This window comes from Mycoavidus cysteinexigens (genome assembly GCF_003966915.1).
GTDB lineage: Bacteria > Pseudomonadota > Gammaproteobacteria > Burkholderiales > Burkholderiaceae > Mycoavidus > Mycoavidus cysteinexigens.
On the sequence record NZ_AP018150.1, the window covers coordinates 958,005 to 984,222 of the forward strand.

Sequence of the window (26,218 nt, forward strand, 5' to 3'; positions counted from 1 at the left end):
GCTTTTCAATATCGAAATTTTATCTGGCGATGCTTTTTCCCTAAATTAAAGTTTGAATAGGTGTTTGCTCGCCGCACATTTTGCCCTGGTGTGTGTCGGTATCCTGACCATCTCAATCAAATTTCTCCTACTCGGCAACCCTCCCTATATATTCGCCTAGCGCTCATATCTTTCGCTGCGCCAGAAAATTTATGATCAACTTTTCATATATTGAGGGCACTTTATATAAATTTATAAGCAGAATAAGCACGATTGATGCATTAAGAGCAAATTTATGCCAGTTAATTTTCCCCCCCGTTCTTCAAGCCTCCCTGCATCTGGACGCGGCTCTCAAGAAAATACGATAGAGACTCCCTCACGTTGGACAAATGTCAGAAGATTGGTACAGAATGGATTGAGCACGCTAACAGACGCTTTCAAACCCGGCGAGGTGCTAAAAAGCCGAGCATTACGCAAAGCACTAAGGAATGGGGAGAACGACCGTGCCAGGCAACTATTAGCAAACGGGGCCAACCCAAATCTTAGGAGTAGAGTAAATTGGAATACGGCTTTACATGTCGCCATCCGAACCCGAAATACGGAGATGGCCGCGCTATTAATAACTGAACATCATGCAGATTCGACTATTGCTGATATAAGGGGTACAAGCTCTGAAGTTCTAGCACATATGAACGGTACATTTCCTAGTTTGCTAACCGCCGTAGTAAGAGCCAATCCAGAGGCATTTACTGAAATGCAACTGCCAATTTATAGGCCTAACAATAGTCGCTCAAACGATGATGACCTTTCCCCTGATTACGATAACCGCTTAATTGATATGCAAGCAATCTACGAGCCGCACGTTACCGGAGAAAAAGACTTTTATAGAGGAAATAATAACTGAAATTTTGAAGACTAATTCCGTTAATGCACTAAAAAATTTAATGGCGTGAGTTAATTTTATATAAAAAAACAAAAGCACTGTGCCATTTTTCAATACTTTATTTGTACCCGGTACGCACATCCCCCCACTTTTTTGCAAGCAAATTTCGGGGTTTTTTAAGGTGAAATTAGATAACTCACTTAACTTAGTAAGCGTGTCAAACAATGTATCTGATGCTTCATTCAAAATCGCTATTGTAGTGGGGTTATGCAGAGTTTTCCCAGCTGCATAAAAAGTTGACTTTCCCTTATTGGCGGCTTTATCGTTTTCTCATATCGGCGGTTACGTACATAATGCTTTGTCACCGTAAGACTTATATACTCCAGTTGCTTTCGTACCGTATGCGATGCATTTAGCTCACCTTGACTGAGTTAAGTTAGGCAAAGTAAGGGGCGTCGTCAGATAAATCTTTGCTTCGGTGGCCTTTGTCGAGGTTGATTTAAGCCAGCATTATTGCGGCATCGTTTATTCAATTCGTGTGCTGAAAGGGCAAGGCGCAGCCTATATTTTGCTTGAGCATGAAAGCGTTGCTGGCAGGCTGACTCCTTTTAAGCTATGGCGCTACCAAAGCGCCAACATGAAATAGCACCTTAATCAGGGCCACATTCTCTTGCCCGTTGTCTTGTCACTACTTTTTTATCAAGATACGAGTCCTTACCGAGGCCCTCTGAGTTTTTTGGCGTGTCTCCGAGATCATGGGTTTACACAAGAAATGTTTGCATTAATTAAACCGGTTCAACTGATTGCATTATCTGCTTTGTCAGATGATATTTTGCTGATACATAAGCGTTATGCTTTATTAGAACTAGCACAAAATACATTCAGCTGGGATTTGACGCATCTCGCGCCTAAGGTGTTTGAGCTTTTTGAGCGGTATTCTCTAGACATTGAAAAGAGGAAATTTTTACTATATTATCTTGCAAAATAGGGCCAAGGCTTGGACGAAGAGTTTGTCCAATTTATGCTTAACATCGCACCACACTATCAGGAAGATATTATGTCTGCTGCGCAAGATTTAATTGAAGAGGGACGGCAAAAAGGTTTGCAAGAAGGGGCGCAAAAAGGTGAGCGTCAAATGGCGCTCACGATTGCGAAAAATATGTTGGAAGCGGGTGTTGCTTTAAATTTTATTAAGCAAGTGACCCGGCTTTCCGATGAGAAAATCGCAACCTCAGAATTAAAGTAATCAAATTGTTAGACTTTCTGTTTGCGCTTTTTAATTTGCTGCAACAGGTAATTGGATTGCACCTGCATCTTTGCAAATTAATTGCGATACTGTGATCATCTGTTTGCATTGAAGCGCAAGCAATTTTAATTCTTGCGTGGCTTCATTCGACTCGGTATTCGCTTGCTCGGCTGCGATAACCATTGCATCCAATTTGCGTGTTAGCTCTTTTCTAATCTGCGCAAAATCGCTTTCTACCTGTGTGCCTGCTTCCGCTTGCATCAGGTTTTCGCGGATGGCGCTAAGGGCACGGGTTAGCGCAGGTTCATCCGTAGCGCTGTCTGCCGCTAACATGGGTGTCGCCGCGGTCATTTGTGAAGCAAGGGTATGACTTTGGATCAATAAGTCATTTAATTCGGCGACGAATTTTTGTTGCGCCTTGGGTTCTAACATCATGCGAGAAAATGCATTCCCTAAATTGGCAAAGGCGATCTGGGTGTTTTTACGTGCTAAACGGCAGTGGAAGTCATGGCTGATGGTGGGTGAAGCGCTAGCCGCTACGGTTTTTCCGGCAGCCGCGCAGATGGCGTCGAAATATTGCCGCATTGAAGTAATCATTTCTTTGACGAGCGGTTTCATCACACGATATTCCCAGTAGGGAAAAAGGTGGCTTACGCCAAGTGCAATCCCGCCGCCGATGGCTGTATCGAGTGCGCGTTCGCCAATTAGCCGCATGCCTTCGGGCGCAAGTAGGTGGTACAAAATCAAGACGTAAGAAGAGGTAAAAACTACGCTAGCAGTATAATTAAAAAGCAGCAGGCTATAGCTCATGACCATGCATGCGAACATCACAAGCAATAGTGTGATTGGAGATTTGACTAGCAAAATCAGAGCTACACTCGCCGCACAGCCAATCGTTGTGCCGATTAACCGTTGCATATTGCGTTGTTTGGTAAGCGAAAACCCCGGTTTCAAAATAATTACGATGGTTAGAGCAATCCAATAAGCATTGGTTAGCGGTAATAGTGTGCCGATCCACAGCCCGAGCGCCACCGCAATACTTAGGCGTAGCGCATGTCTAAAGCTGGGGGAGGCGATTTTAAAATTTGAAAAAATTTGCCGGAGCGGAACATGCTGGCGCTGCAAAAAATGTTGTAAGGCTTTATCAAGTTGTAATTCAGTTGTGGGCTGAGGCGTATCGCTGCGCGTATTGCGATGCATTTTATTGAGTGACCTGGAGACGCTCCAGACGCGCCGAAAAGCCGCCACGAGCATCGCATATGCCTCTGGCTCTTGCGCGGGGAAGGCTTTTTTGCGCTTAACTTCAATTTCAAACTCAAGGGCGCGTAGTTCCGTTTTGAGTGTGACAAGTTGCTGTGAAGCACTGTTTTGCAAGACGGCAAGTCCAATATTTTCCAGGTCGCGGGCGCTTTTGCGCAAAAAATCGTGGAAAAAAATCAGCACATCTGACTCAGCAAACACCGTGCGCATTAAAGTGTAATCCATATGGGCGGCAACCACGGTTTCATGCAAATCAACAATATTGATGAAAAGATTAAACAGCACTGTGCGTCGTACATCGAGATGTCCGGCGCGCAGGACCGGCAAATTGCGCAGCACAATGCCGCGCGCGACGTCATGTTTATCGATGGCGGTGATTTGTTTCAGCACGAGTTGCCGATGGCATTCGTCAAGGTCATTCTCTAATTTATAGAAATCTGCGCGGGCGCGTAAATATTCAGCGGTCGCAAACATGCTTTCGGCGATGGCTTGCTGCTCGATGCGCTCTGCTTGCCAGCGGCTCACTAAAGTACTCCAATAGGTGTACCAAAGCCCGCCAAGCAGCAACCAGGCGGCATTAATCAAAGCTTCTAAGACAGTGAAATGATTGCCGAGGGTGGCAATCATCATAAAGAGCGTCGCAAAACTGATTTGTAGCCATTTATCTCCGTAAACGACTAACATGGATAGGGCAAAGCTTAACGGCGCAATCGTGACCCACAACGGGAACGGAGCGCTGGTGGCGACGCCGGTAGCGAAGGCCGCTAAAAAACCAATTAACGAGCAGGCCAGCATATCGTTATGTTTATGCTTAAGCGGTCCGGGTTTATCTACGGCGCACACGCCCAGCGCACCGGTTGCGATCGTAAAACCCAAGGCCCGATCGTGAAACAGCGCAAGCATTAACACCGCTGGCAACGAAACGCCGAATGCGATGCGTAGCCCTCCATAAAAATATTGGCTATATAAAAACTTTTTAATTTGTATTGAGTAGCGCATGGGAGATAAAAAAGCAGACCCGCTTCCATCAGGCGGTGGGTAAGAGTCTAGCGTATTTTTGCGAAAGTGGTATTCTGTGATTCAGCTTATTGTTTGGAGAGCGCCATGCCTTATACAGACATCAAGGATTTACCTGAGAAAGTACGAGCACATCTTCCGCAGCACGCGCAGGAAATTTATAAAGCAGCATTCAATCATGCGTGGGACGAATACCGTGATAAACAAGCACGCAGAGATGACGCCTCGCAAGAGGAAACTGCGCACAAGGTAGCGTGGGCGGCGGTTAAACATGTATATCAAAAAGAAAGCCACAGCGGTAACTGGGTGCTGAAGAAAAAATCGGATGTTTAAGCTGTTTTATTCAAATCGCTATGAAGCGCTAGCGGATGCTTTGCTGGATGATCTGGCCGCGGATCAACCGGATCCTTGGTCTACCCCCTCGATTATTGTGCCAAGCGTGGCCCTACGTCGCCGGCTTGAATTGGATATTGCAACCCGCTTTGGCGTATGCATGAATATTGATTTTGCGTACTTGGCGCAGTGGCTATGGACTCAGCTTGGCCGCATATATGAGGTTCCCAAGCATTCCCCTTTTGCGTCAGAACAGTTGGTATGGCATTGTTACCGTTGGTTGGACGCGCGTACCTGGCCGGCTCAGCATAACGCGCGACTCAGCGCCTATTTGCAGGCGGCTGACGCTACCATGCGGTATGAATTGGCCCAGCGGGTTGCGTTACTCTTTGAGCAATATTTAACCTATCGCCCGGACTGGCTTAATGCTTGGTATGCTGGGCATTCACCTAGCGCGCTGCACATTACGGCGCCAAGCCCAATGTTAAACGATATCGGCACCCATGCAGCCTGGCGCAGTGATGAGGCTTGGCAAGCCCAATTATGGCGCTTGCTGTTTGCTGAGCTTGCGGCGCCAGGCGAGACTGCGCCTGCTGCCTATCGCTTTTTAACTGAAGCAGCTACGTTAAAATCAGAGACGGTGGCGCGCGCAGCTTGGCCTAAATGCGTGCGGGTCTTTGCTTTACCTGCAATACCGCCATTGCATTTAGCGCTATTGCGTGAACTTGCGCGCTGGATCGAGGTGCGCGTATATCTGATGAACCCTTGCCGTGAATACTGGCATGACATTGTTGATGCGGCCCGAGTGAGCGCCTTGGCGTTAGACAATAAGGTTGATTATCATGAAACTGGCAATCTGTTGTTAGCTGAATGGGGCAAGCAAACCCAAGCGCAGTTGCATTTACTGCAAGAGTTGAGTGACAGCGCGCTCAGTACCGAGACCGCGCTGTATATTGAGAATGAGGCGCCGACGTGGCTAGCGGCACTGCAAAATGCCATCCTCAATTTGCAGCGCTGGCCGGTGCCGCCAGCAACAGGCAAAGATGCTGAGACCGGAGTCGAAGTGCATGTGTGCCATAGCCTCATGCGTCAACTTGAGGTGTTGCATGATCGGCTGCTGGCGTTATTTGATGCAAATCCGGCTTGGACCCCAGCCGATGTATTAGTGGTTTTACCTAACTTGGCGGCAGCCGCTCCATTGATTGATGCAGTGTTTGGCGCGACCGATAGCAAGCGCCATATTCCTTATAGCATCACCGGATTGCCGCGCTTGCAGACCAATCCGATTGCGCGTGTTTTATATGAAATGCTTGAGTTACCTGCCCGTAGCATTGGCGTGGTGGCTTTAATCGAATGGCTACGCACCGACGCATTAGCTGCGCGTTACGCAATTCGCGCTGAGGATCAGACTCAAATGGACGCCGCCGCTGCCTCTACGCAGCGCCAAAAGGGGGGAGGTGACGCCGTTTTTGAAACAATCCGGCTCTGGCTTGCCAGCGCGCTAGCGCGGCGTGGTCTTGCGTCAGCGCATGAGGTTTTGACGGCGCCCGAAAACTTGAGTGCGCCGGAGCGTCATACTTTTGCGGACGCACTAATGCGTCTTTATCTTGGCTATGCATTGCCGGCCGGGGCGCTGCCGCTAGCAGAGTATCTACCCATGTTATCTCTAAGCGGTGCTCAAGCTAGTCTGTTAGGTTCTTTGTCCCGCTTTATCGATGATTTGGCTGAATTTGCGGATGAATGTGAGCGGGCGCACTCAGCACCCGCCTGGCGCGCAATTTTGCTGAATGCGCTTGAACGCTTTTTTGCAACCGATGCTGAATCAGCGCAGCCAATCGCTGAACTACGCGAGATGATTATCGAGCTCACGGACGTCATCGCAGCCGGCGATGCAACCCAGCAAGCGATACCGGCAGCCGTACTACGTATGGCATTTGGGCGTGTCCTGAATGAACCCGCGCGGGGAGGGGTGCCAACCGGCGGTGTGACATTTTCTGCGCTGACGAGCTTGCGGGGTTTGCCCTACCGTGTGGTATGCGTCTTAGAGGTTGGGGATGGCGTATTACCCGGTAAGGCGCGCACTGACGAATTTGACTTAATGGCGGCTTTTAGCCAGATAGGAGACCGCCAAAGGCGCGATGATGAGCGCGCGGTGTTTCTTGACCTAGTGCTTGCTGCGCGTAATTATCTATTGCTTGCCTATACTGGCCGCAGTATTCGTGACAACACGCCACTGCCCAGCGCTGCTGTGGTCAGTGAATTATTGGATTATTTAAGCCAGGCGTTGGCTGGGCCGAATGCTACCCAAACCGAAATGGCGGCGGCGCGCGCGCGGTTGGTGATTGAGCATCCGTTGCAAGCCTTCGCGGCTGAATATTTAAGTCATGAGGGTCCGCTGTTTACGTATGACCCAGAGCGCGCTGAGATTGCCAGCGCGCTGCGTTCGAATCCGTCTTCGGTTGAAGATAACGCGGCGCCGTTTTTTAGTGTGCCGTTGCCGCTAGAGGAAAGCCGGGAAATTTTCTTGGATGATTTTGAGCGGTTTTGGCAACATCCTGGGCGGGCGTTATTGCGCGATAGGTTAGGTATTGAGCTGGCCCGCGCGCAGCGTGAGCTATCCGACTTTGCGCCGTTTGCACTTGAATATGCTGGGCGGGATGCGCTGGCGAAACGTTTGTTGCCAGGATTGTTGGCGGGGGATGCGCAAGCTGAAGACGGCCAGGCGAATCAAACTCTGGGCGTACCGAAGAGTTTATTTGAACGCGCCAGCCGTATTGCGCTTGCCAGTCCTGAGCTGCCGGATGGGGCGACTGGCGTATTTGAGGGGACGCGCGAATTGAAGGCCCTAGCAGCACTTGCTGCGCGCATTCGGATGGCCCGCGCGGCGGGCGTGGCAAGTTATCCATTCACATTTGAATTGGAGCCAAAATGGCCGGACGCGCCACCTATATTCAGCGAGCTCACGGCGCTGGCGGCTCTCGGCGCGCGGATTCAGTTTGCCGGTGTATTAGAGAACGTCAGTCAGGAAGGATTACTGCTGTACCGTCATGGGCGACCCAACGCGCGCGACTACCTGAGCGCATGGCTGCGTCATTTGGTTTTATGCGAGTTGGCGCCAGAGGGCGTTAAGCTGCGTACAGTATGGCTAGGCGACGCCACTAACTTTACTTTAATTCGGGTCCAAGATGCGCGCCGGTATCTAAACGAATTAATCGCGCTGTATCGCGCGGGTCGTTGTGCACCCCTGCATTTTTTCCCTAAAAGCGCCTGGGCTTTGATGAATGAGGGAGAGGAAGCTGCGCGTAGAACATGGGTCGGCAATCAACCAACCGCATCGCACAGCCTGGCTGAGATGGAGGATGCATGGTTTCAACTTATGCTGCGCGGCGAACCGCTTGAACAGATGTTAGATGCGCGTTTTAGAGCGCTGGCACAAACCGTGTTCGCGCCATTGCTCGAGCATCTTGAGCTGACGCGCAGCCCATAATAAATAACCCTTCGAATTTTCTTAAGTAGATAGCATCGAGCGCGGATTTTTTTGAGGAAATGCGCGGATATTTTAAAATCGTTTTGGAACGGACATATGTACGAGAGACGGCAGGGCAGTGGACAGCAATGCGTTTGAGAGCAGGCAGGTTGGAGCCAATACGGTGAGCAGTATAGAAAAGCTCGAGCAGAGCGCGGATAGCGAATTCGCTCCGTTTCAATGTCCGCTTGAGGGCGTGAGTCTGATTGAAGCTTCGGCTGGCACCGGTAAAACTTGGAATATCTGTGCCTTATATGTGCGCCTATTAGTTGAGAAAGCGCTTAAGGTTGAACAAATTCTTGTCGTTACGTTTACTAAAGCAGCGACGGCAGAATTGCATGAGCGGATTCGCGCTCGTTTGGCGGAGCTGGTCCATGCATTGGCCAGCGCAGAGGCGGTTGATGATCCTTTTATCGTTGGCCTCCTGGCTTTGCTAGAACAGCTTAAGGTAACGCGCGCCCAAGCAAAACTGCGGCTTGAATCGGCGTTGCATGGTTTTGACCAAGCGGCAATTTATACCGTCCATGCATTTTGTCAGCGGGCGCTTCAAGAAGCGCCGTTTGCCGCTGGCATGCCATTTGAATGCGAGCTACAAACGGATGATGCCGCAACGCGTTTAGAACTCGCCATTGAATTTTGGCGAACCCAAGTTGAGCCTACTGCTGCCGCTCATCCGTATTTTGCTGCCTGGCTGGTTGAGCATGGAGCCGCGCCCGCAACGCTGTCTCAAGAATTTGCGCGTTACGCCCAAAAACCGCTCGCGCGGCTTATCTTTGGCGCAAATCAGCTTGACCCAATAGATCAAGCGCATCCGCCGCCGCTCGCGGCTTTATTTGAAGCTGCGCGCAGCGTATGGCAAATGCACCAAAGTGAGATTGCGCACCAGTTGGCTGAGGCGTTACCAGCACTGAATGCAAATACCTACAAACCGGCTACGATCGCTGTGGCTTTAGACGCCTGGGAGCACTATTTCGCGGTGGGCAATCCATTGATTGCGCTAGGCGAAAAAGCTGAGCTCCTCACCACTGCCATACTCGAAAAGCGCACTAAAAAAGGCTGCGAGGTGCCGCACCATGCATTTTTTGAGTTAGCGAATGAACTCGTTAACGCATTAAGCGCCGTTGATGCGATTAACCGTGCGCATTGGTTATCCTTGTTGGCGACCTGGTTAAACTGGGCCAAAGGTGCTTTACGCGAGAAAAAACGCGCGCAACGTCAGATGTCCTTTAATGATTTGTTGATGCATTTACATACTGCGCTCAAGCAACATCAAGCACTTGCAGGTGCGCTTAGGCAACGTTATGCAGCGGCGCTAATCGATGAATTTCAAGATACCGATCCCTTGCAATTCGATATTCTAAGTCGGATTTTTGCGCCACACGGTCCCCTTTTTCTGGTTGGCGATCCTAAGCAAGCGATTTATAGTTTTCGGGCGGCTGATCTGCACACCTATCTAATGGCGCGTAAACAAGCGTATGCACGTTATACATTGACTGTAAATCAACGTTCAAGTGCCTCTTTAATTGCCGCGGGCAATCGGCTTTTTAGTGCGAATGCGGCGGCTTTTGTATTGCCTGGGCTTGAGTACCGGCAGGTACATGCATCCCCGCGTGCGCGCGCGCCTTTGATTGAACCCTCAGGGTCAAGGCCAGTTTCCGCTGCAGCGTATCAGCAAGAGACTGAGGCAAAGGCAGCAGATTGCCGGGTTTGGTTACTGCCGCAGGGTGACGCGGTATTGACTAAACCGCAAGCGCTGCGGGCGGCGGCCCAGGCATGCGCGGCTGAGATTGCGCGTCTGCTGGCGATTGGCACGGCAGCGCCAAGCTCAGAAGCGGCGGCCCAGATCGGCGCGATTCCGTTGAGCGCGGGCCAAATCGCCGTATTAGTACAAACCCACCGGCAAGGAAGTTTAATGAAGCAGGTGCTGGCCGAGTGGGGCATCGGCAGCGTTGAGCTCGCGCAAATATCCGTGTTTGAGACTCAGGACGCGGCTCATTTTGAGCATATACTGCTGGCGATTGATGCACCGGGTGATTTACGTCGTTTGCGCGCGGCGCTGGCCACCGATTGGATTGGCATCGAGGCGCGCGTGCTGCATGCAATGGATGCGAATGAGCAGGCGTTGCTGGCGCCTAGCTTGGGTTTAGAGCCAGCGCAAAGTGAGGGCTGGGCGGACTGGATTGAGCGCTTTGTGGATTACCGCAGGTTATGGCATGAACGGGGTTTTGCCTTTATGTGGCGTACGCTATTGCGTAATTTGCGGATTGCTCAACGACTTGCGGTGCAATCCGACGGCGAGCGGCGTTTAACGGATTTAGGCCACTTGGCGGAACTGGCGCAAGCTTATGCTGCTAAACAACCGGGCATTGAGCCGGTGCTGCGCTGGCTTGCCATTCAGCGCGCCGAGTGGGGCGGCGGCGATGAAGCCCAGCTTCGGCTCGAATCCGATCGAGATCTGGTGCAAATTGTGACGGTGCATAAGGCGAAAGGGTTGGAATATGCAGTTGTGTTTTGTCCATTTTTGCATGATGGCGCAACCCGTACAGCACCTTCCGGCGCATTGCCTGGCGTGTGTGAGTACCATGACGAGCAGGGGCATGCGGTTATCCATTATGGCGCCGAGCAAGCTGACGCAGAGCGAGCCAAGGAAGCTGCGCGCTATGAGCAAGCGGCTGAACGCGTACGCTTAATCTATGTCGCGTTGACACGCGCAATTTATCGCTGCTATTTAGTGGCGGGATCGTATTTAAGTGGGCCGCAACGGTCGACTAAGCAAGCCCGGCAAAGTATGCTGAACTGGCTGGTGGCGGGAGCGGGTTACGATTTTTCAAGCTGGTTGGCCAAAACACCCACGGATGAAGAGATCTTCGCTGGCTGGCAGGCGCTGGCTAAGCCGCCTCCTGAACTCGCCCCTATCGTACTGGAGGCGATACATCCGCAAGCACTTATGCAGCGGGAGTTAATTACGATAGAACCCTTGCCTAGGCCAACTCAGCCTTTGCAAGCGCCCTTGCTGCTAAAGCAGCAGGCGCTTTTACGCGCACGCGTTGGGCAACGATCCTTGTTTGCAAGCTGGCGCTTCGCAAGTTTTAGCTCGCTTTTTAGCCACACCGGTTTTGCGGCGCCGATAGAATCCTCAGATACTAGTCTAGCTTATCGGGCTGACGACATTCTGCATTTTCCGCGCGGCATCGTCGCAGGCGAGTACCTGCATCGGTTATTTGAACTGACGGATTTCACTCAACCAGCGAGTTGGCCTGCCGCGGTTGAACGCGTGTTGCAGGAGCGTCCGCTGCCGGCAGGAGGTGAACCCCCTGTATTGCGCAGTATGTTGACAGGTTTATTAAACAATTTGGCGAACACGGAACTGACGCCTGGTTTGAAGCTTATTATGGTAAATTCAAAGCGGGTTTTTCGTGAATTAGAATTTACCTTTAGCGCTGACGCCCTTGATTTATCCGCGGTGCGCGAACTCCTCAAAAAGCATGGTTATCTGGACGTTACATTTGAAGTAAAAGCGCTCACCGGCTATATAAAGGGCGCGATCGATTTTGTCTTTGAGCATGCAGGCCAGTTTTGGATCGTAGACTGGAAATCAAACTATTTAGGCGCTACCCCGGCACACTATAATCAGGCCTCATTGCATGCTGCGATGAGCGTCCATGGCTATCATTTGCAGGCGCTTCTCTATTCGCTTGCGGTGCATCGTTACTTACGCATTAAACAGCCTGCTTATGACTATGCAACGCATTATGGCGGGTATGCATATTTATTTGTACGAGGGGTGCGTCCAGACTGGCAAACAGAAGGGCAGGCGGCAGGTGTGCACCATCATAAACCGCCATTAGAAGTGATTGATGCACTTGATCGTTTGATGCATGGAGAGCGCGCATGACATCGGTTGAGCTAATCCCTGACCTGTTAGGCGAGCCCAATCAGGTGGCTGATACGGTTGTCTTAGAGCCCGCGCCGCTTGAGGCGGTGCAATTGTTAGCGGAGGGTTTTGCGCAACGCATCAAGCTGTTGGCGCAGCAGCTTGGGGCCAGTGCTCAGGCGGCACGCGTCACGGCGCTGGCGGCGGCTGAAATAAGCCGTGCGAATGCGCATGGACATGTTTGCATTGCACTCGATGCGCTCGCTGAACGCTTAGGCGAACCCCCGTCTGCTGTGCAGCGGTGGTTGTTCTCAAGTGGCTTGGTCAGCGCCGGCCAAGTCGCCGATATTGAATTGCTGCCGCTCGTGCTGGATAGTGGGGGGCGACTATATCTGGCGCGTTACTATGCTTACGAGCGGCGCATTGCACACGTGCTGGCGGCGCTCGCCAGTGCGGGCCGGCTTACGGTAGTGAGTGGCGGACCAGGCACTGGTAAGACAACGGCAATGGTGAGTCAACTGGTGAGCCTCCTCGAGACCAACTCCGCGCTGCGGATTGTGCTGGCTGCGCCTACGGGCAAAGCCGCCCAGCGTATGCTGGCGGCACTTAGCGAGCGCGCTAGCCATCTCCCCGCAGCGATTAAGCAGCATTTACCTGAGCAGTCGTTCACCTTGCATCGATTGCTTGGTGCTAACCGGCAACCTAACGCCCAGTCTACTGCTGCGTTGCCCTATGACGTAATCGTGGTGGATGAGGCATCAATGATTGATGTTGCGCTGGCGGCTCAACTGGTCGATGCGCTGGCTTCGCATAGTCGGCTGATTTTGTTAGGCGACAAAGATCAGCTCGCGGCAGTTGAAGCCGGGGCAGTATTTGCTGAGCTTAGTGTTAGCAAAGCATTGACCGATTGCGTGAGTCGACTCGAGCATAATTATCGTTTTGGGCTTGAATCAGCCATCGGACGGTTATCGCTAGCGATTCGCGCTGGCTCGCCAAGCGAGGCATTAGCATCGTTAATCCTTGAATCACCTGCGCATGTACCGTTTAGCTTAGGCTCCAGCAGCGCCGCTGCCGTATTAATCGACGATGACAGCGAGGCGTTGACCGCGCGTTCATTGGATTGTGTGGCGCAGGGTTTTGGCCCTTATGCCACAGCACTCAAAGATTTATTGCATGGACTGGCTAAGCCGCAGGCGAAATGTGACCTAGGAGCCCTATTTGAGGCATTAAACCACTACCGAGTATTAAGTGCTGTGCGCGCCGGGCGGCGCGGAATTGAAGCGCTCAATGCGGTGTTAGCGGCCCGTATCTGCGCGATGGCGAATATAACCGTGGCGCAGGGGGCAGTATGGTTTGCCGGCCGGCCCGTTATGATTACACGCAACGATTATGCGCTGGGTCTTTTTAATGGCGATACGGGGATTGCTTTGCCCGCGGCGGGAAATAAATTCCGGGTTGTCTTTCCAACCACAGATGGGGGCTGGCGCGCGGTATCTCCGGCGGTATTGCCGCCTCATGAAACGGCGTTTGCGTTGACCGTGCATAAAGCCCAGGGCTCGGAATTTAACCAGCTTGCTTTTGTCTTACCTGCTACGGCTCATAGCGGATTGACGCGTGAGCTAGTCTATACCGCGATCACGCGTGCGCGGCAAACTTTGGCAATCTTGGGGAGTCCCAGTGTATTTGAGCAAGCCATTTTAACGCCAACTAGACGTGCAGCGGGATTGTCTGCACGTCTAGAGGAAGCGGTTTTGCTGCAACGAGATTGAACCCTTTATATTAATGTATCCACTTTAGCGATAAACAAAAGTTGAATTGCATATCCTGGAGCTCCAGATACCTGGATCAGCGATCACCAACGTAGCGTGGCGCCGGCCATCCAAGAATGGTTAAGCGCCTGTTGGTTGAGCCCACGTTTATAGCCAAAATCAAGATCGACTTTTTTATTCAAGCTATAGATTGCGCCTACCAGCGCAAAGCCCTCTGGCTTGCTCGTGTCGGGATCTTCATTGCTGCTATAGCCATAATCAGCCAGTAAGGTGATTTTTTCATTGAGGCGGTAGAGTCCTGCGGTCGAGGCGCTAAATAGATTCCGGCGGTCGCCATAGACGTTGTTATTGCGCGTATATCCGACATTCGTCAACCAAGTGAATGAGCCGACTGTATATTGCATCAAGCCTCGTGTACTGTAGGTGGCGCGGCCATTGCCCAGTCCGTTGCGATCATTGGCCAGCGGCAATGACACTGACGGCAGCAGCCCGAATGACAAGCCATTGCTCTCATAAAGTCGCCATTTGAGGCCAATCGTCGGATCATTAAAGCCACGTGCGGATGAATCGGGTAGATCAGAACGCAACCGTTGATAGGGCGTACTGATAAAAACATCAAGCGTATCTCGCAAACCATAGGTCAGTTGAGAGTTCCAAGTTTGCTCGCGGGCCGTATCTAGCGTTGCAAATTCTGAATTAAATTCATATTGCCATTGACCTGTGCCTTGCGTACCCGTGTCATCCGTGGTCAATGGATGGGCGGCAAAACAAACAGTAGGCAAAAGTAATCCAAAGAAGGAAAGTGCTTTAATCATAGTTAAATTAAAAAAGATTCCAGAGCGAACGAACGGGGTGCTTAACGGTTGCTGGCAACCTATTTTTGCAAACCGACACTGGAGAAAGGGTTAAATTGAACAAAGGACACGTCCTAATCTAAAAGAAGTGGTATGGCAACGATAAGCGCCCAAGAAAAATCTATTTCTTTGATTTGCGAACCGGGGCGTGATAAACCGAAAAAGGAGGCAAGGTGTGGCTGCAAGGGCATTTTTTATAGGGAAACTTTGCTGCGCGCTATACCTTTTGACATATATTAAATTCAACGCAAACCGCATATAGTACAGAACATCAATGCAATCTCAAGAGTATAAGAATAAGTGAAATATAAGGGCTGAGACCTTATGCAAAAAGGGTTAACGCCGATCTAAAAATCGCTAAATGACGAATGAAGCTCTCTATGTTTTTGCGAATTTATACGTAAGTCAATTTCAATTTAAAGGATTGCCATGACGGCCCAACTTGCTAATCCACCCTTTCATGCGGATGCAGCATGGAAGAATGCACTAAATGCGTATTTCCCAGAATTTATGCAATTTTTCTATCAAGAACTGGCGCAAAAAATTGCTTGGGAAGCGAAATACGAAATGCTCGACCAAGAATTACAACGCTTCACTGAAAAGAGCCAAATCGGCAAACGGCTGGTCGATAAACTGATCAAAGTACGTTTAAAAAATGGCGTGGAGTGTTATTTGCTGCTGCATATTGAAGTGCAAGGCAATTATGAAACAGGCTTTGCGCAAAGATTATTTGAGTACTTTTATCGTCTGCATGAACGTTATGGTCAGTGGGCATTGACACTGGTGATTTTGGCCGATGATCGCACTGGATGGCGACCTCAGGATTTTTCGATCCAAGCGTGCGGCTATCAAGTGAACCGCTTTCAGTTTCTGACGAGCAAGCTACTCGATTATCGCGGTCAAGAAAAAGGGTTGTTAGCGCAGGCAAATCCTTTTGGCATGATGGTTGCAGCGCACCTTGCTGCGTTGCAAACGCGGACTGACCCGAACGCGCGTTACCGGCATAAATATCGGTTAACGCGCTTTCTTTACGAAAAAGGCATGGCGCGCGAAAGCATACTCAACCTTTATCGGTTTATTGACGCCGTCTTAACCTTGCCCAAAGAGTTTGAAATTATCTATAATAGTTCAATTAAACAACTTGAGAAGGAGTCTGAAATGGAATATGAATATATTACGAGTGCTGAGCGTATTGGTATGGAGCAAGGACTTAAAGAAGGGGTTAAAGAAGGACTTGAAAAAGGCCGACAAGAAAACAGGCAGATATTGAGTAATTTGTTGATAGCCCAACTACAGTGTAAGTTTAAAAACTTAGCCGAACCTTATCTGCAGAAATTGAATGAAGCCGATGTAGATACTTTGCGTCAATGGGGCGAACGGATTTTTATGGCGCAAACACTTGATGAGGTTTTTTAAAACTGGTTCAGCATTGTCTGTGGGGCTCTGGCTCTTTATCTAAAGAGCAAGCGGAGGAAAGATCGCCATAGCACGAGAGGTTTCGTTCATTTGTAAACGCTGCTTAACTTGCTGACCAAGCTGGTAAACGCTTAGGGCATAAAAAAAGCTGCGATTATAGTTAGTGATCACGGCAAAATTACGTAGGCCGAGCTTATATTCGGTTGGCTGCTGAGGAATGGGCAGATCAATAATATTGACCAAAGTGTCTGATTCAGCTTCTATATCGATTTTTTCATTCAATAATAGGCCTGCTTTAATTAATTCGCGTAGCTTCCGGCGGGGTTCAATTTTTCCATCCGCGCCTGCCTGCGCAATGCCTAGACTACCGTTATCAGAGGCAATTTCCCAGATCACGGGCCGACCGGCTTCCCAGCCGTGTTGGCGCAAGTAATTAGCAATGCTGCCAATGGCATCAACGACACTCGTATATAAATCCACCTTCTGGTCGCCATCATAATCAATTGCATATTGCATAACACTGCTGGGCATAAATTGCGCAATTCCTACCGCTCCATTGTAAGAGCCTAAAATTCGAGTCGGGTCAAGGCCTGCCGCGCGTGTCCAAAGTAAAAAAGCCTCTAAATTTTTACGAAATAGGGCTCCGCGCTCTAACTGATTTGGCCGCGCTGGATAGTCAAAAGTCAGAGTTGTTAAAACATCCAATACAGGGTAATTGCCCATATTGCGGCCATAGAAAGTCTCAACGCCAATAATCCCCACAATAATTTCAGGCGGCACCCCAAATTCTTGGTACGCGCGTTGCAAAGCGGCTTGATGAGTACGCCAGAAGTGCACGCCAGCATTGATGCGCTCTGCGTTAAGAAAGCGTGACTGATAGGCATGCCAGTTACGCGGTGCTGGGGTGGGCGAGGGCTGTTCAAGTTTGATCACCGCGTCTGAATATTTAGCCTGCTCAAAAAGCGCGCGCAGCGCGCTCGGCTCAAACTGATGGCGTGCTGCCAGATCACTGATAAAAGCCTCGACTGCCGGATTGTTTTGATAGCGTTTTGCTGCGGGAGTTTGTTGCGCGGATGTTTCAGCTTGAGATTGGGCTGGCGTACAGCCCGCTATGAGCGCGCTGCCCGCCACAAACATCCCGCTTAGAAACATGCCAGGGAAAAATACATAGCGGTTAGCGAGAAGAGCTAAGATGCGCATCGCAGTCATCATGAATAAATAAAGTAATCAATTGCATCAATATATAGCACGAACGCGCGGTTTTCGCTATAATCCGCTTCTTGCTAAGCATAGGCGCTAAGAAACGCCTAGCTTTAACAGCAGATAGCCCAGGTGGTGAAATAGGTAGACGCAGGGGACTCAAAATCCCCCGCCGCAAGGCGTGCCGGTTCGATTCCGGCCCTGGGCACCATCCAGCTTTTCGATAGAATTAGAATATAAACGAATATTTTTTGACTTTTCCTTAAAAATCCTGGGTTAGGCCAGTAGGCGCTAATTCACCCTTTTGGTTATCGATGAATTGACTTTAGGCAATTTGCAGCAGCGCGAACTTACTCAATGCATTACAAAATTTGGCACAATTCACTGTAGCTGGCTTAGCAGTTTAGACAGTGAGGGGACCATCTATTAAACTCTTGCTAGAATCCAACTGGAAATAAAAAATAGGCGCACGGTGAGGATCGCTTAAAAGCACCTATCCAGCATGCAGAGCGGGTTAACTTCAGTTCGGACTAATCGGTTATTTGGCGCAATAGCGAGAGGTTCCCCCCGAAGCTCAAGGTGAATTACCGAACTTTTCATAAGAGCAACTCTTTGCCTTGACAAAAACATATTTTATCTTTGATTGATATCGTAAAATAATAGACTTTCTTATTTTAGGTTACGCTCAATGAAACGAACGCTCCAAGGCCGCTATGTCACGATATCGACAACGGGCGAAAAAGCGCGGGCCTTCGTACCTGCGCCGCTTCCGCCTTGCCCACCTATCGCTTGGACTGCTGAATTGCGCAGAAAATTCGACCAAGCGTTACTTGCGCTAGGACAGTTGGATAGCGTATCAACGTTGCTACCTGACACCTCGCTTTTTCTCTACATGTATGTTCGTAAGGAGGCGGTGCTCTCGTCCATGATCGAAGGAACGCAATCTTCACTCTCCGATTTGTTGATGTTCGAGCTAGATCAAATGCCGGGCGTCCCATTAGATGATGTACGTGAAGTGAGTCATTATGTCGCAGCACTCGAACATGGTTTGCGCCTGCTCAAAGAAGGGCTACCATTGTCGTTGCGGCTGATTCGAGAAGTGCACAGCGTTTTGTTAGCAGAGGGCCGTGGTTGTAAGCTAACACCAGGGGAATTTCGACGCAGCCAAAACTGGATTGGGGGTACACGGCCAGGCAATGCGGCTTTTGTTCCACCTCCTGCGGAGGAAGTGCTAGCATGTATGAGCAAGCTCGAGCTATTTCTCCATGATCAGCCAGAGCCAACGCCAGTCTTGCTTAAAGCAGCGTTAGCGCATGTGCAGTTTGAAACGATCCACCCATTTCTCGATGGTAATGGTCGCTTGGGCCGCCTCCTGATCACGTTGCTCTTATATGAACAGAAGGTGTTACGAGAACCCATGCTCTATCTAAGCCTCTATTTCAAAACTCATCGCCAATACTATTATGAGCTGCTCAATAATGTCCGCTTGACTGGTGACTGGGAAGCCTGGCTCGATTTTTTTACTGAAGCCATTACTGTTACCGCTACCCAGGCAGTAGAAACGGCGCAACAACTTCTCGAATTGCTCGCTCAGGATCGAGAAAAAATGAATCGGCTGGGCAGAGCGGCACCTTCTACTTTGCAAATCCACCGAGTACTCATAGAGCGTCCTGTTACCACTTCGGGTCGGTTAGTAGAGAAAACAGGTCTAACACCAACCACTGTCAATAAGGCATTGGCTCACATGGAAAAACTAGGTATCGTACAAGCACTCACCTCCCAGAAGCGAAACCGCCTGTTCAGTTATGCAAGGTATATAAAAATAGTAGATCGAGGCATAGGGCCATTGGAAAAATGACGCGCTAAAAATTAAGCAACGCCATCACCCCAGGCACTGCAAATATACCTGCTGCAACCGCATGCACTAAGCGTTGCGGCAGCCGGTGCGCAGAGCGTTCGCCGAGCAATTATCTGGTTATCCGTCTCCTTTAAGACAGAAATTCAAACGACTTTTCAGTTCGTACCAAAGTGTAGATGTTTAATGGCTGACCGTTCTCATCAACCAAAAAGCGCATTGCTACCATCTGAAGTTTTTGTTTGCTGCATCTAACGCTCTCTAGAGTAATCGCAAGTTCTCCGATAATTTCAATGCGAATTTGTGCTCAGGTTTTGTTTTGCCTAATGATGGGCGTACATCTCGCTCTTTTAATTTCAGCCCATCAGCAGGGAGCTGCCTTGTTAAATAAACTAAGTCCATTGAACGGGTTTTTACTCCCGCTCAATTAGCTGTCGCGGTACGCTCGATGGATAAAGGGTGGCCTTGTGCGTCCCACAAAATAGGCAGTCGACCCATACGCCATAATTTTTTGCAAAAATCATTTGTCTATCGTTACAATTCAGCCCAATTGTCTATATGGACGATAGGGTCTTTGAGCTCAGCGCGCAAAATATGCGGCGTACTCCCTATTTTTAGACTTCATCTATTGTTAAAAGTTTTAAGAAATTGGACTTTTCTACACGACTCGTTCATTGAACCGAACGAGAATTAGAAAATACCCGTACAAGGAACGCAATGTTTACACCTGTCAGTGGCCTGTTTTCAAGATCCAATCCTGCTGCACAAAGTCAGCATGCTCTTCAAACACCTCAGCAGATGCTTGAGCAAGTGCGACTGGATAAAGATACGGCGGATTGGTATAAAAGAGAAGGTCAAGTCGTTGAGGCAGAAAATCACTATAAAGCAGCTCAAAAATTGCTGGAAGAAGTACTAGAAAAAATTTTTATTGATCTTCAAACGGTCAAAATGTTTGGATCGATTTATTCAGAATACAGTGCGTTACTAAGGACGCTAGGACGGACTGCAGAAGCCAAAATACTGGAGCAAAAGGAGCGGAGTCTTTTTGAACGATATACCGCCAGTAGCACTTCTTCGAGAAAGCGAGAGGTCGAGCGTGGGTCAAGTGGCGTCCACTTAAATAAAAAAAACTATACGGCTCCTACCGAACGACCTGCCCAGGTTCCATTGCCTATAGATTTTACCCGTGAGCTAGAAAGGCTTTCCTTGCATCCGATGCCACTTTCTTCCACTGCCTCTTTTTTTAGTCAAGACCTGGTGCCAACTCTGTTGAGTCAGCCTTATATTTTAATGAGCAAACTCGAAGAGATTAAAGAAACTCGTCACTTGGCTTGGTGTTTGCAAGAAGGTCCGAGGCACAATCTAGAGATGTATGAGCTTAGAGACGGTGCTAATGAAGTCATACGCCGGTTTGCCAATAGTCATTTCTGTAATTTAGCTATTGTCCAAGAGGTCGTAGCACTGAGCCCACTGGACCATGTCGGACATCATCGCACGATTATAAATAGGCTCGAAAGCGAACTTGAAAATTTTATTAACGTGGCCGCGTTGCAAGGTCTGGCTTTTATGATCTTAAATCGCTCGCATTTGTCGCAAGATGAGCACTTAGCTGCTGACTGTGTGAGGTTGTTTGGACAGTTAGGGCGTTTGCTAAATCTGGCCCACCGCAAAAATAACAAGCTTCAGCTCACCTCGCTACTGCAAGCCCTAACGTTGCTTCTTGACACGATGTACGAAGCTCAAATCGGTAAGTTAGGTGATGAGTCGCTGAAAACATCAATGAATTCGCTGCTTAAGCAGTTACAGGATGAAAAAGAGAAGAATAGCCACCAGGATGTCTGCTTAGCGTTTCAGGCGCGGTACGCCCGCCAAGCTTTGAAACGGTTAGAAAACCAACAAGAATGGAAAGAGGTGGCCATACAAGCGGCTCTTCAGTTTGGAGGCAGTGCAGCTTACTTCGCGGGGGCGATTCAAACCTTGGATCCCGATAAATTCTGGGAAGGGTTCGAACGATTTCAGAAAGGTATTCGATTAATTTTAGAAAAATACGGTTTCCATCGCTCGGGTACAGATTGGTACATTGCATTGTGCTATATCGATCTCTTGATAGAGAAAGGTTGGTTGAGAGGTATAGATCAATTTTTAAGTCAAGGGAACTATGCAAAGGATCAATATTTCTTGCAAGGCTTGTGTGATCGCCTGGAGCGGATAGCGTGTAGAAATCATGATAAAGAGACTAAAGACAGTGCGTTACGTTTTTTGATGAGCTTAAAGCAGGGTGGGGAAAGATGGGGTCGCCATGAGGCCGTGAAGCAATACGCAGCACAAACCTTGGATCGTATCGGTAATCTATGGACGCCTCTTACGCTTGAAGCGATGGATCGCCTTGATTACGCGCCCCCAGCCTGGCATCCTTTTTGGCAAGATAAGCCCAGCAGCTTGATTCTTAAGGAAGTTCAAGAAACGATTCAACACGGTGCTTATGCCAGAACATTCCTTCCTCAAATCAAGGATTTTAGGCAAGAGATGAATCAATCTTATGCAAATCTGGTTCAAACCGTAGAAACAGGTTTCATGGAGCATTCAAGTGTCGCGCAAACCATGGGGAGAGGGCTTGTGCAGGTTCAAGCCCATGTCCAGGAACTGGTCACAGGCGTTAGCGAATTAGAAAAAGGCTTGGGTAAATTAAACGCCCATGCAGAGACTGCACGTTATAAGCCTTTAGCGCAATTAGGTAAGCATATTGAAGAATTAAGGGCTGGATACTTGAATACGCTGGAAGAATTGGATGCGGTGAGAGATGCTCTCACTTTTTATATTCCTGCTCAAGGGCAGGAAACTGCGTATGCACAGACCTCCTTTATTTTAATAGATAAGGTATACGATTTTTTATCGTCCGACAAAAAAGTACTTTTACTGCTGGGTGAGGCGGGTGCGGGTAAAACTACCTTTAATCGACATTTAACGCGTACGCTTTGGGACAAATATCAACAATTCCCTGATGCTCCTATTCCTCTTTTTATTGCACTTGCCGAACATAAACCTTCTCGCGAGGATTTGATTGAGAGTTATTTGCTCGAACAAGGGTTTTCGGAAAATGCAATTGAGGTACTTCGAAAAGAAAATCGGTGTATCTTTATTTTAGATGGGTTTGATGAAATCAAGGATCACGCTCAGGCATTTTATACGGATAACAAACTCGATCACTGGAAGAATGCGCAAATCATTATCAGCTCTCGCCCGGAGTATCTTGCAGATGGATATCACAGCCAGTTTCAAAAACGGGGTCAAACCTCTGCGCTGCAAGAATATTGGATTTCGCCGATTTCAGATGACTGGATAAAAGCTTATATTGAAAAATATATTGAGCATACTGAGCGGATAGGGTGGACTCTTAAACGGTATCAAGTTGCACTTAATCGTTTGCCGACTTTAAAAGAAGCGATTCGTCGCCCATTTTTACTCCGAATGGCGCTTGATCTGTTACCTGACCTGATTGAAAGTGAGTCAGCGCCGGTCACCCGCATTACACTGTATGACGAGTATATTTCCCGTTGGTGGAGCCGCTCCAAAGAACGTTTGCAGTACATTGATTTAACCGAGGAAGAGGAGAAAGCGCGAAGCAGGTTAGGGCCTCATTTAACTGCGGAAGGACTTCGAGCAAGCCAAGAGATGGCGGTTACACTGACCCAAAAAGGCATCATACAAGCATCCTATGATCCTGAGTATGATGAGGTCGTTCCAGAGGCATGGCGTGCTTATTTTGAAAAAGATGCAGAAAAACGCTTATTGCTCTTTAATGCGCCGCTGATTCACCAAGGCCAACATTATCGGTTTATCCATAAATCGATTCAAGATTATCTAGTGGCGCGAGCGATTTGTGGGCCGCGGTTTAGCAGCTCTGCCCCTGACGCCCATGCGGTACTGAATCAATATTTACTGGTGGATGAACCCCTGATCCTCGATTTCTTAGTAGAGAGGGTTGAGCAGTACCTTCCTTTTAAAGCATATCTTTATGCATGGATAGAAGCCTCTAAAGATCCGCTTTTCTCGGTGGCAGTGGGGGCGGCTAATGCAATTACGATCTTAGTCAGAGCAGGCGTACAATTTAACCGAGCCGATTTAAAAGGTATCAGGATTCCCGGGGCGGATCTGAGTAAAGGCGTATTCGATTCCGTGCAATTGCAGGAGGCGGATTTGACAGGAGTCAAGCTTCAAGCGGCTTGGTTGCGCCAAGCGAATTTTAGTGGCGCGCAGATGGCGGGGGCGCAGTTTGGCGAATGGCCGTATCTACAAGAAAAAAGCATTGTGTGTTCGTGTGCGTATTCACCGGATGGGAAAACCCACGCCGTGGGTCTCGAAAACAATACGATCAGTCTATATCAGACATCAAATTGGGAAAAGATTTTGACCTTATGTGGCCATACGAGTCGGGTGACTAGCATCGTTTATTCACCTCAGGGGGATCAGCTTGCCTCGGGCAGTTGGGACCATATGGTGCGGCTGTGGAACGCTCAAACTGGGGCGTTGCTCCACACCTTAAGCGGCCATACAAGTCTGGTTAATAGCGCCGTGTATGCGCCGCACGGGAATCGACTTGCCTCGGGCAGTCATGACAAGACCGTGCGGTTGTGGGATGCCAAAACGGGGGTTTGTCTGCGCATTTTAAGCAGCCATACCGGGAAGGTTACCAGCGTTGCCTATTCACCGCAGGGGGATCAACTCGTCTCGGGCAGTGACGACAAAACCGCATGTTTGTGGGAGATTCAAACGGGTCGACTGCTCTATACCTTAAGTGGTCATAGACATTCTGTTACTAACATCGCATATTCGCCAAAAGGGAATCAAATTGCTTCGAGTAGCAAAGATAAAACCGTGCGGTTATGGGATGTCAAAACGGGTGCACTGTGCCGCACGTTAAGTGGGCATACAGGTTGGGTTATGAGCGCCGTGTATTCACCGCAAGGAGATCAGCTTGCCTCAGGCAGTTGGGACAAAACCGTGCGTCTATGGGATGTCAAAACGGGCGCACTGCGCCACATTTTAAACGGGCATATAGGTTTTGTTAGTAGCATCTCGTATTCACCAAATGGAGATCAGCTTGCCTCGGGCGGTTATGATAAGACCGTGCGGCTTTGGGACGTCAAAACGGAGGTATTACGCCACTCTTTAAGCGAGCAGATGGAGGATGTTAGAAGTATTGTGTATTCACCAAGGGGGGATCAGATCGCGTCGAGTAGTAGTGATGGCAAGACCGTGCGGCTATGGGATGCTCAAACGGGTAAATTACGCCATACCTTAAGCGGCCATAAAAAATCAATTAGCAGCATCGTGTATGCGCCGCAAGGAAATCAGCTTGCCTCCGCCAGTAATGACAAGACCGTGTGTTTGTGGGACGCTCAAACGGGTGCATTGTGCTACACCTTAAGTGGGCATACGGATTGGGTCCATAGAGTTATGTATTCACCGCAAGGAGATCAGCTTGCCTCCGCTAGTAGTGACAAGACTGTGCGTTTGTGGGACGCCCAAACGGGTAAATTACAACACACTTTAAACGGCCATACAAAATCAATTCGCAGCATCGTGTATTCGCCGCAAGGAGATCAGCTTGCCTCGGGCAGTTGGGATCAGGCTGTGTGTTTGTGGGACCCCCAAACAGGCACATTGCGTCACACTTTAAGCGGCCATACGAAGGATATTGATAGGGTTGTGTATTCACCAAAGGGGGATCAGCTCGCGTCGAGCAGTGATGATAAGACTGTGCGGCTGTGGGATGCTCAAACGGGTAGATTGTGCCACACCTTAAGTGGCCATAAAAAATCAATTCGCAGCATCGTATATTCGCCGCAAGGGGATCAACTTGCCTCCGCTAGTGATGACAAGACTGTGCGTTTGTGGGACGCCCAAACGGGTACATTGCACTACACCTTAAGCGAGCATACAAATTGGGTTCTTAACATTGTGTATTCACCACAAGGGGATCAACTTGCCTCAGGCAGTTTTGACAATACATTACGTCTATGGGATGTCAAAACGGGGCAGTGTCAGAAGGTCATTCAAGGTTTTGGCCGCTCAGTCACAAGTATTGCATGGAAAGAAATTTTCAATGGCAATTATTTAGTCACTGGCAGTGGCGACAAGTCTGTTCGCCAGTGGGAGGTGAGAAAAGAGGGTGGGGAATATAAAGTGTTTTTGTGCTGGAGCTCGACGCATGAAAGCCTTACCTTGGCCGATACTTTAATCGAAAACGTACAATGCCTAAGCAACCCTAACAAGGCGCTGTTAAAGCAGCACGGCGCGGTAGGCGAGCCGTCTTCAAGCCTCCACGGGAGTCAGGAGATCGTTGTAGACTCTAGATTCAGGCAGGATGACCAACTCCGGGCATTTGGATAGCTTTACTACGGTTCACCACCATCTGGTGGCTGGACCGTCGTCTGAGCGACTAAAAATTAAGCAACGCCATCACCCCAAGCACTGCAAATATACCTGCCGCAACCGCATGCACTAAGCGTTGCGGCAGCCGGTGCGCGAAGCGTTCGCCGAGCAAAATAGCCGGTACGTTGGCGATCATCATGCCCAGCGTTGTGCCTATCACTACGCCCCAAAAATCCTGGAAACGAGCGGCTAGAGCAATCGTTGCCAGTTGTGTCTTATCCCCTATCTCAGCAATGAAAAAAGCTATTAACGTGATGCCAAAGATGCCGAATTTACCCGCGTTATACTGTTTTTGTGAGTCGAATTTATCCGGTATAAGCATCCATAAGCTCATGCCAATAAACGAGATTGCCAGCGCCCAGCGCATCAATTCAGGGGTCAGCCGAGTGCCGAGCCAAGCGCCGAACGCGCTAGCTAGGGTATGATTGACCAACGTCGCAATCAGTACGCCCAAGATAATCGGCCAGGGTTTACGATAACGGGCCGCCAGAACCAGGGAGAGTAGTTGTGTTTTATCGCCTATTTCGGCAAGCGCCACGGTGCCCGTTGAAATTAAAAAAGCAGTTAGCAA

Annotated in this window: 13 protein-coding genes, 1 tRNA gene and 1 pseudogene; 11 read left to right on the top strand and 4 right to left on the bottom strand. The window is 49.3% G+C overall.

The annotated features are described in order from the left end of the window. The first annotated feature begins 274 nt into the window (after positions 1–274). The 3 genes and pseudogenes from MCB1EB_RS12510 (at position 275) to MCB1EB_RS04165 (ending at position 2,108) form a co-directional block, all read left to right on the top strand. Complete coding sequence (locus MCB1EB_RS12510) at positions 275–883, top strand: ankyrin repeat domain-containing protein (RefSeq protein WP_045362762.1); 609 nt, start codon at positions 275–277, stop codon at positions 881–883. A 457-nt stretch (positions 884–1,340) separates the two neighbouring features. Next, positions 1,341–1,850, top strand: a pseudogene (locus tag MCB1EB_RS04160) (Rpn family recombination-promoting nuclease/putative transposase). A gap of 33 nt (positions 1,851–1,883) precedes the next feature. Further along, on the top strand, positions 1,884–2,108 hold the full coding sequence (locus tag MCB1EB_RS04165) for an Rpn/YhgA-type helix-turn-helix domain-containing protein (RefSeq protein ID WP_126353878.1): 225 nt from the start codon (positions 1,884–1,886) through the stop codon (positions 2,106–2,108). Positions 2,109–2,138: 30 nt separating this feature from the next. On the opposite strand, the gene MCB1EB_RS04170 is transcribed toward MCB1EB_RS04165, so the two are convergent. Then, complete coding sequence (locus MCB1EB_RS04170; protein WP_045362756.1) at positions 2,139–4,367, bottom strand: FUSC family protein; 2,229 nt, start codon at positions 4,365–4,367, stop codon at positions 2,139–2,141. Positions 4,368–4,472: 105 nt separating this feature from the next. Here MCB1EB_RS04170 and MCB1EB_RS04175 point away from each other — a divergent pair, with 105 nt between their 5' ends. From MCB1EB_RS04175 to recD, 4 genes are all read left to right on the top strand, one after another. Further along, a complete protein-coding gene (locus MCB1EB_RS04175) occupies positions 4,473–4,718 on the top strand; it encodes a ChaB family protein (protein WP_026920815.1) in 246 nt (81 codons plus the stop codon). Further along, on the top strand, positions 4,711–8,205 hold the full coding sequence (gene recC / locus MCB1EB_RS04180; protein ID WP_045362754.1) for an exodeoxyribonuclease V subunit gamma: 3,495 nt from the start codon (positions 4,711–4,713) through the stop codon (positions 8,203–8,205). The genes MCB1EB_RS04175 and recC overlap by 8 nt, the downstream gene beginning before the upstream one ends. A gap of 163 nt (positions 8,206–8,368) precedes the next feature. Further along, positions 8,369–12,139, top strand: a complete 3,771-nt coding sequence (locus tag MCB1EB_RS04185) for a UvrD-helicase domain-containing protein (RefSeq protein ID WP_045365732.1) — start codon at positions 8,369–8,371, stop codon at positions 12,137–12,139. Further along, positions 12,136–13,887, top strand: coding sequence for an exodeoxyribonuclease V subunit alpha (gene recD, locus MCB1EB_RS04190; protein WP_052393729.1), 1,752 nt, complete (start codon positions 12,136–12,138; stop codon positions 13,885–13,887). Before MCB1EB_RS04185 ends, recD begins: the two co-directional genes overlap by 4 nt. An 83-nt stretch (positions 13,888–13,970) precedes the next feature. On the opposite strand, the gene MCB1EB_RS04195 is transcribed toward recD, so the two are convergent. Continuing rightward, positions 13,971–14,702: a transporter gene (locus tag MCB1EB_RS04195; RefSeq protein WP_045362752.1), complete on the bottom strand. Its 732-nt coding sequence runs from the start codon at positions 14,700–14,702 to the stop codon at positions 13,971–13,973. 468 nt (positions 14,703–15,170) lie between these two features. Between MCB1EB_RS04195 and MCB1EB_RS04200 the strand changes: the two genes are divergently transcribed. After that, positions 15,171–16,157 carry an RpnC/YadD family protein gene (locus tag MCB1EB_RS04200; RefSeq protein WP_126353879.1) on the top strand — a complete coding sequence of 329 codons (987 nt, stop codon included), beginning with the start codon at positions 15,171–15,173 and terminating at the stop codon, positions 16,155–16,157. Positions 16,158–16,196: 39 nt separating this feature from the next. Here MCB1EB_RS04200 and mltB read toward each other — a convergent pair whose 3' ends face one another. Then, a complete protein-coding gene (gene mltB, locus MCB1EB_RS04205) occupies positions 16,197–17,369 on the bottom strand; it encodes a lytic murein transglycosylase B (RefSeq protein WP_126353880.1) in 1,173 nt (390 codons plus the stop codon). A 114-nt stretch (positions 17,370–17,483) separates the two neighbouring features. On the opposite strand from mltB, the gene MCB1EB_RS04210 reads away from it, so the two are divergent. The 3 genes from MCB1EB_RS04210 to MCB1EB_RS04220 all read left to right on the top strand — a co-directional run bounded on the left by MCB1EB_RS04210 (position 17,484) and on the right by MCB1EB_RS04220 (position 25,605). Then, a tRNA-Leu gene (locus MCB1EB_RS04210) sits at positions 17,484–17,568 on the top strand. A gap of 477 nt (positions 17,569–18,045) precedes the next feature. Next, the gene (locus MCB1EB_RS04215; RefSeq protein ID WP_045362750.1) at positions 18,046–19,215 is read left to right on the top strand and encodes a Fic family protein; all 1,170 of its coding nucleotides are present in this window, start codon (positions 18,046–18,048) and stop codon (positions 19,213–19,215) included. 714 nt (positions 19,216–19,929) lie between these two features. Continuing rightward, on the top strand, positions 19,930–25,605 hold the full coding sequence (locus MCB1EB_RS04220; protein WP_052393727.1) for a WD40 domain-containing protein: 5,676 nt from the start codon (positions 19,930–19,932) through the stop codon (positions 25,603–25,605). A 49-nt stretch (positions 25,606–25,654) separates the two neighbouring features. On the opposite strand, the gene MCB1EB_RS04225 is transcribed toward MCB1EB_RS04220, so the two are convergent. Further along, entirely contained in the window at positions 25,655–26,218 is a 564-nt protein-coding gene (locus MCB1EB_RS04225) for a TMEM165/GDT1 family protein (RefSeq protein ID WP_081953482.1), read from the bottom strand.

What these genes read in the sequence shown, in the direction of transcription:
- recC (WP_045362754.1), top strand. Translation starts at nt 4,711, where the DNA reads ATGTTTAAGCTGTTTTATTCAAATCGCTATGAAGCGCTAGCGGATGCT.
- recD (WP_052393729.1), top strand. Translation starts at nt 12,136, where the DNA reads ATGACATCGGTTGAGCTAATCCCTGACCTGTTAGGCGAGCCCAATCAG.
- MCB1EB_RS04220 (WP_052393727.1), top strand. Translation starts at nt 19,930, where the DNA reads ATGTTTACACCTGTCAGTGGCCTGTTTTCAAGATCCAATCCTGCTGCA.
- MCB1EB_RS04165 (WP_126353878.1), top strand. Translation starts at nt 1,884, where the DNA reads ATGCTTAACATCGCACCACACTATCAGGAAGATATTATGTCTGCTGCG.
- MCB1EB_RS04195 (WP_045362752.1), bottom strand. Translation starts at nt 14,702, where the DNA reads ATGATTAAAGCACTTTCCTTCTTTGGATTACTTTTGCCTACTGTTTGT.
- MCB1EB_RS04215 (WP_045362750.1), top strand. Translation starts at nt 18,046, where the DNA reads ATGAAACGAACGCTCCAAGGCCGCTATGTCACGATATCGACAACGGGC.
- MCB1EB_RS04170 (WP_045362756.1), bottom strand. Translation starts at nt 4,367, where the DNA reads ATGCGCTACTCAATACAAATTAAAAAGTTTTTATATAGCCAATATTTT.
- MCB1EB_RS04200 (WP_126353879.1), top strand. Translation starts at nt 15,171, where the DNA reads ATGACGGCCCAACTTGCTAATCCACCCTTTCATGCGGATGCAGCATGG.
- MCB1EB_RS04175 (WP_026920815.1), top strand. Translation starts at nt 4,473, where the DNA reads ATGCCTTATACAGACATCAAGGATTTACCTGAGAAAGTACGAGCACAT.
- MCB1EB_RS12510 (WP_045362762.1), top strand. Translation starts at nt 275, where the DNA reads ATGCCAGTTAATTTTCCCCCCCGTTCTTCAAGCCTCCCTGCATCTGGA.
- mltB (WP_126353880.1), bottom strand. Translation starts at nt 17,369, where the DNA reads ATGATGACTGCGATGCGCATCTTAGCTCTTCTCGCTAACCGCTATGTA.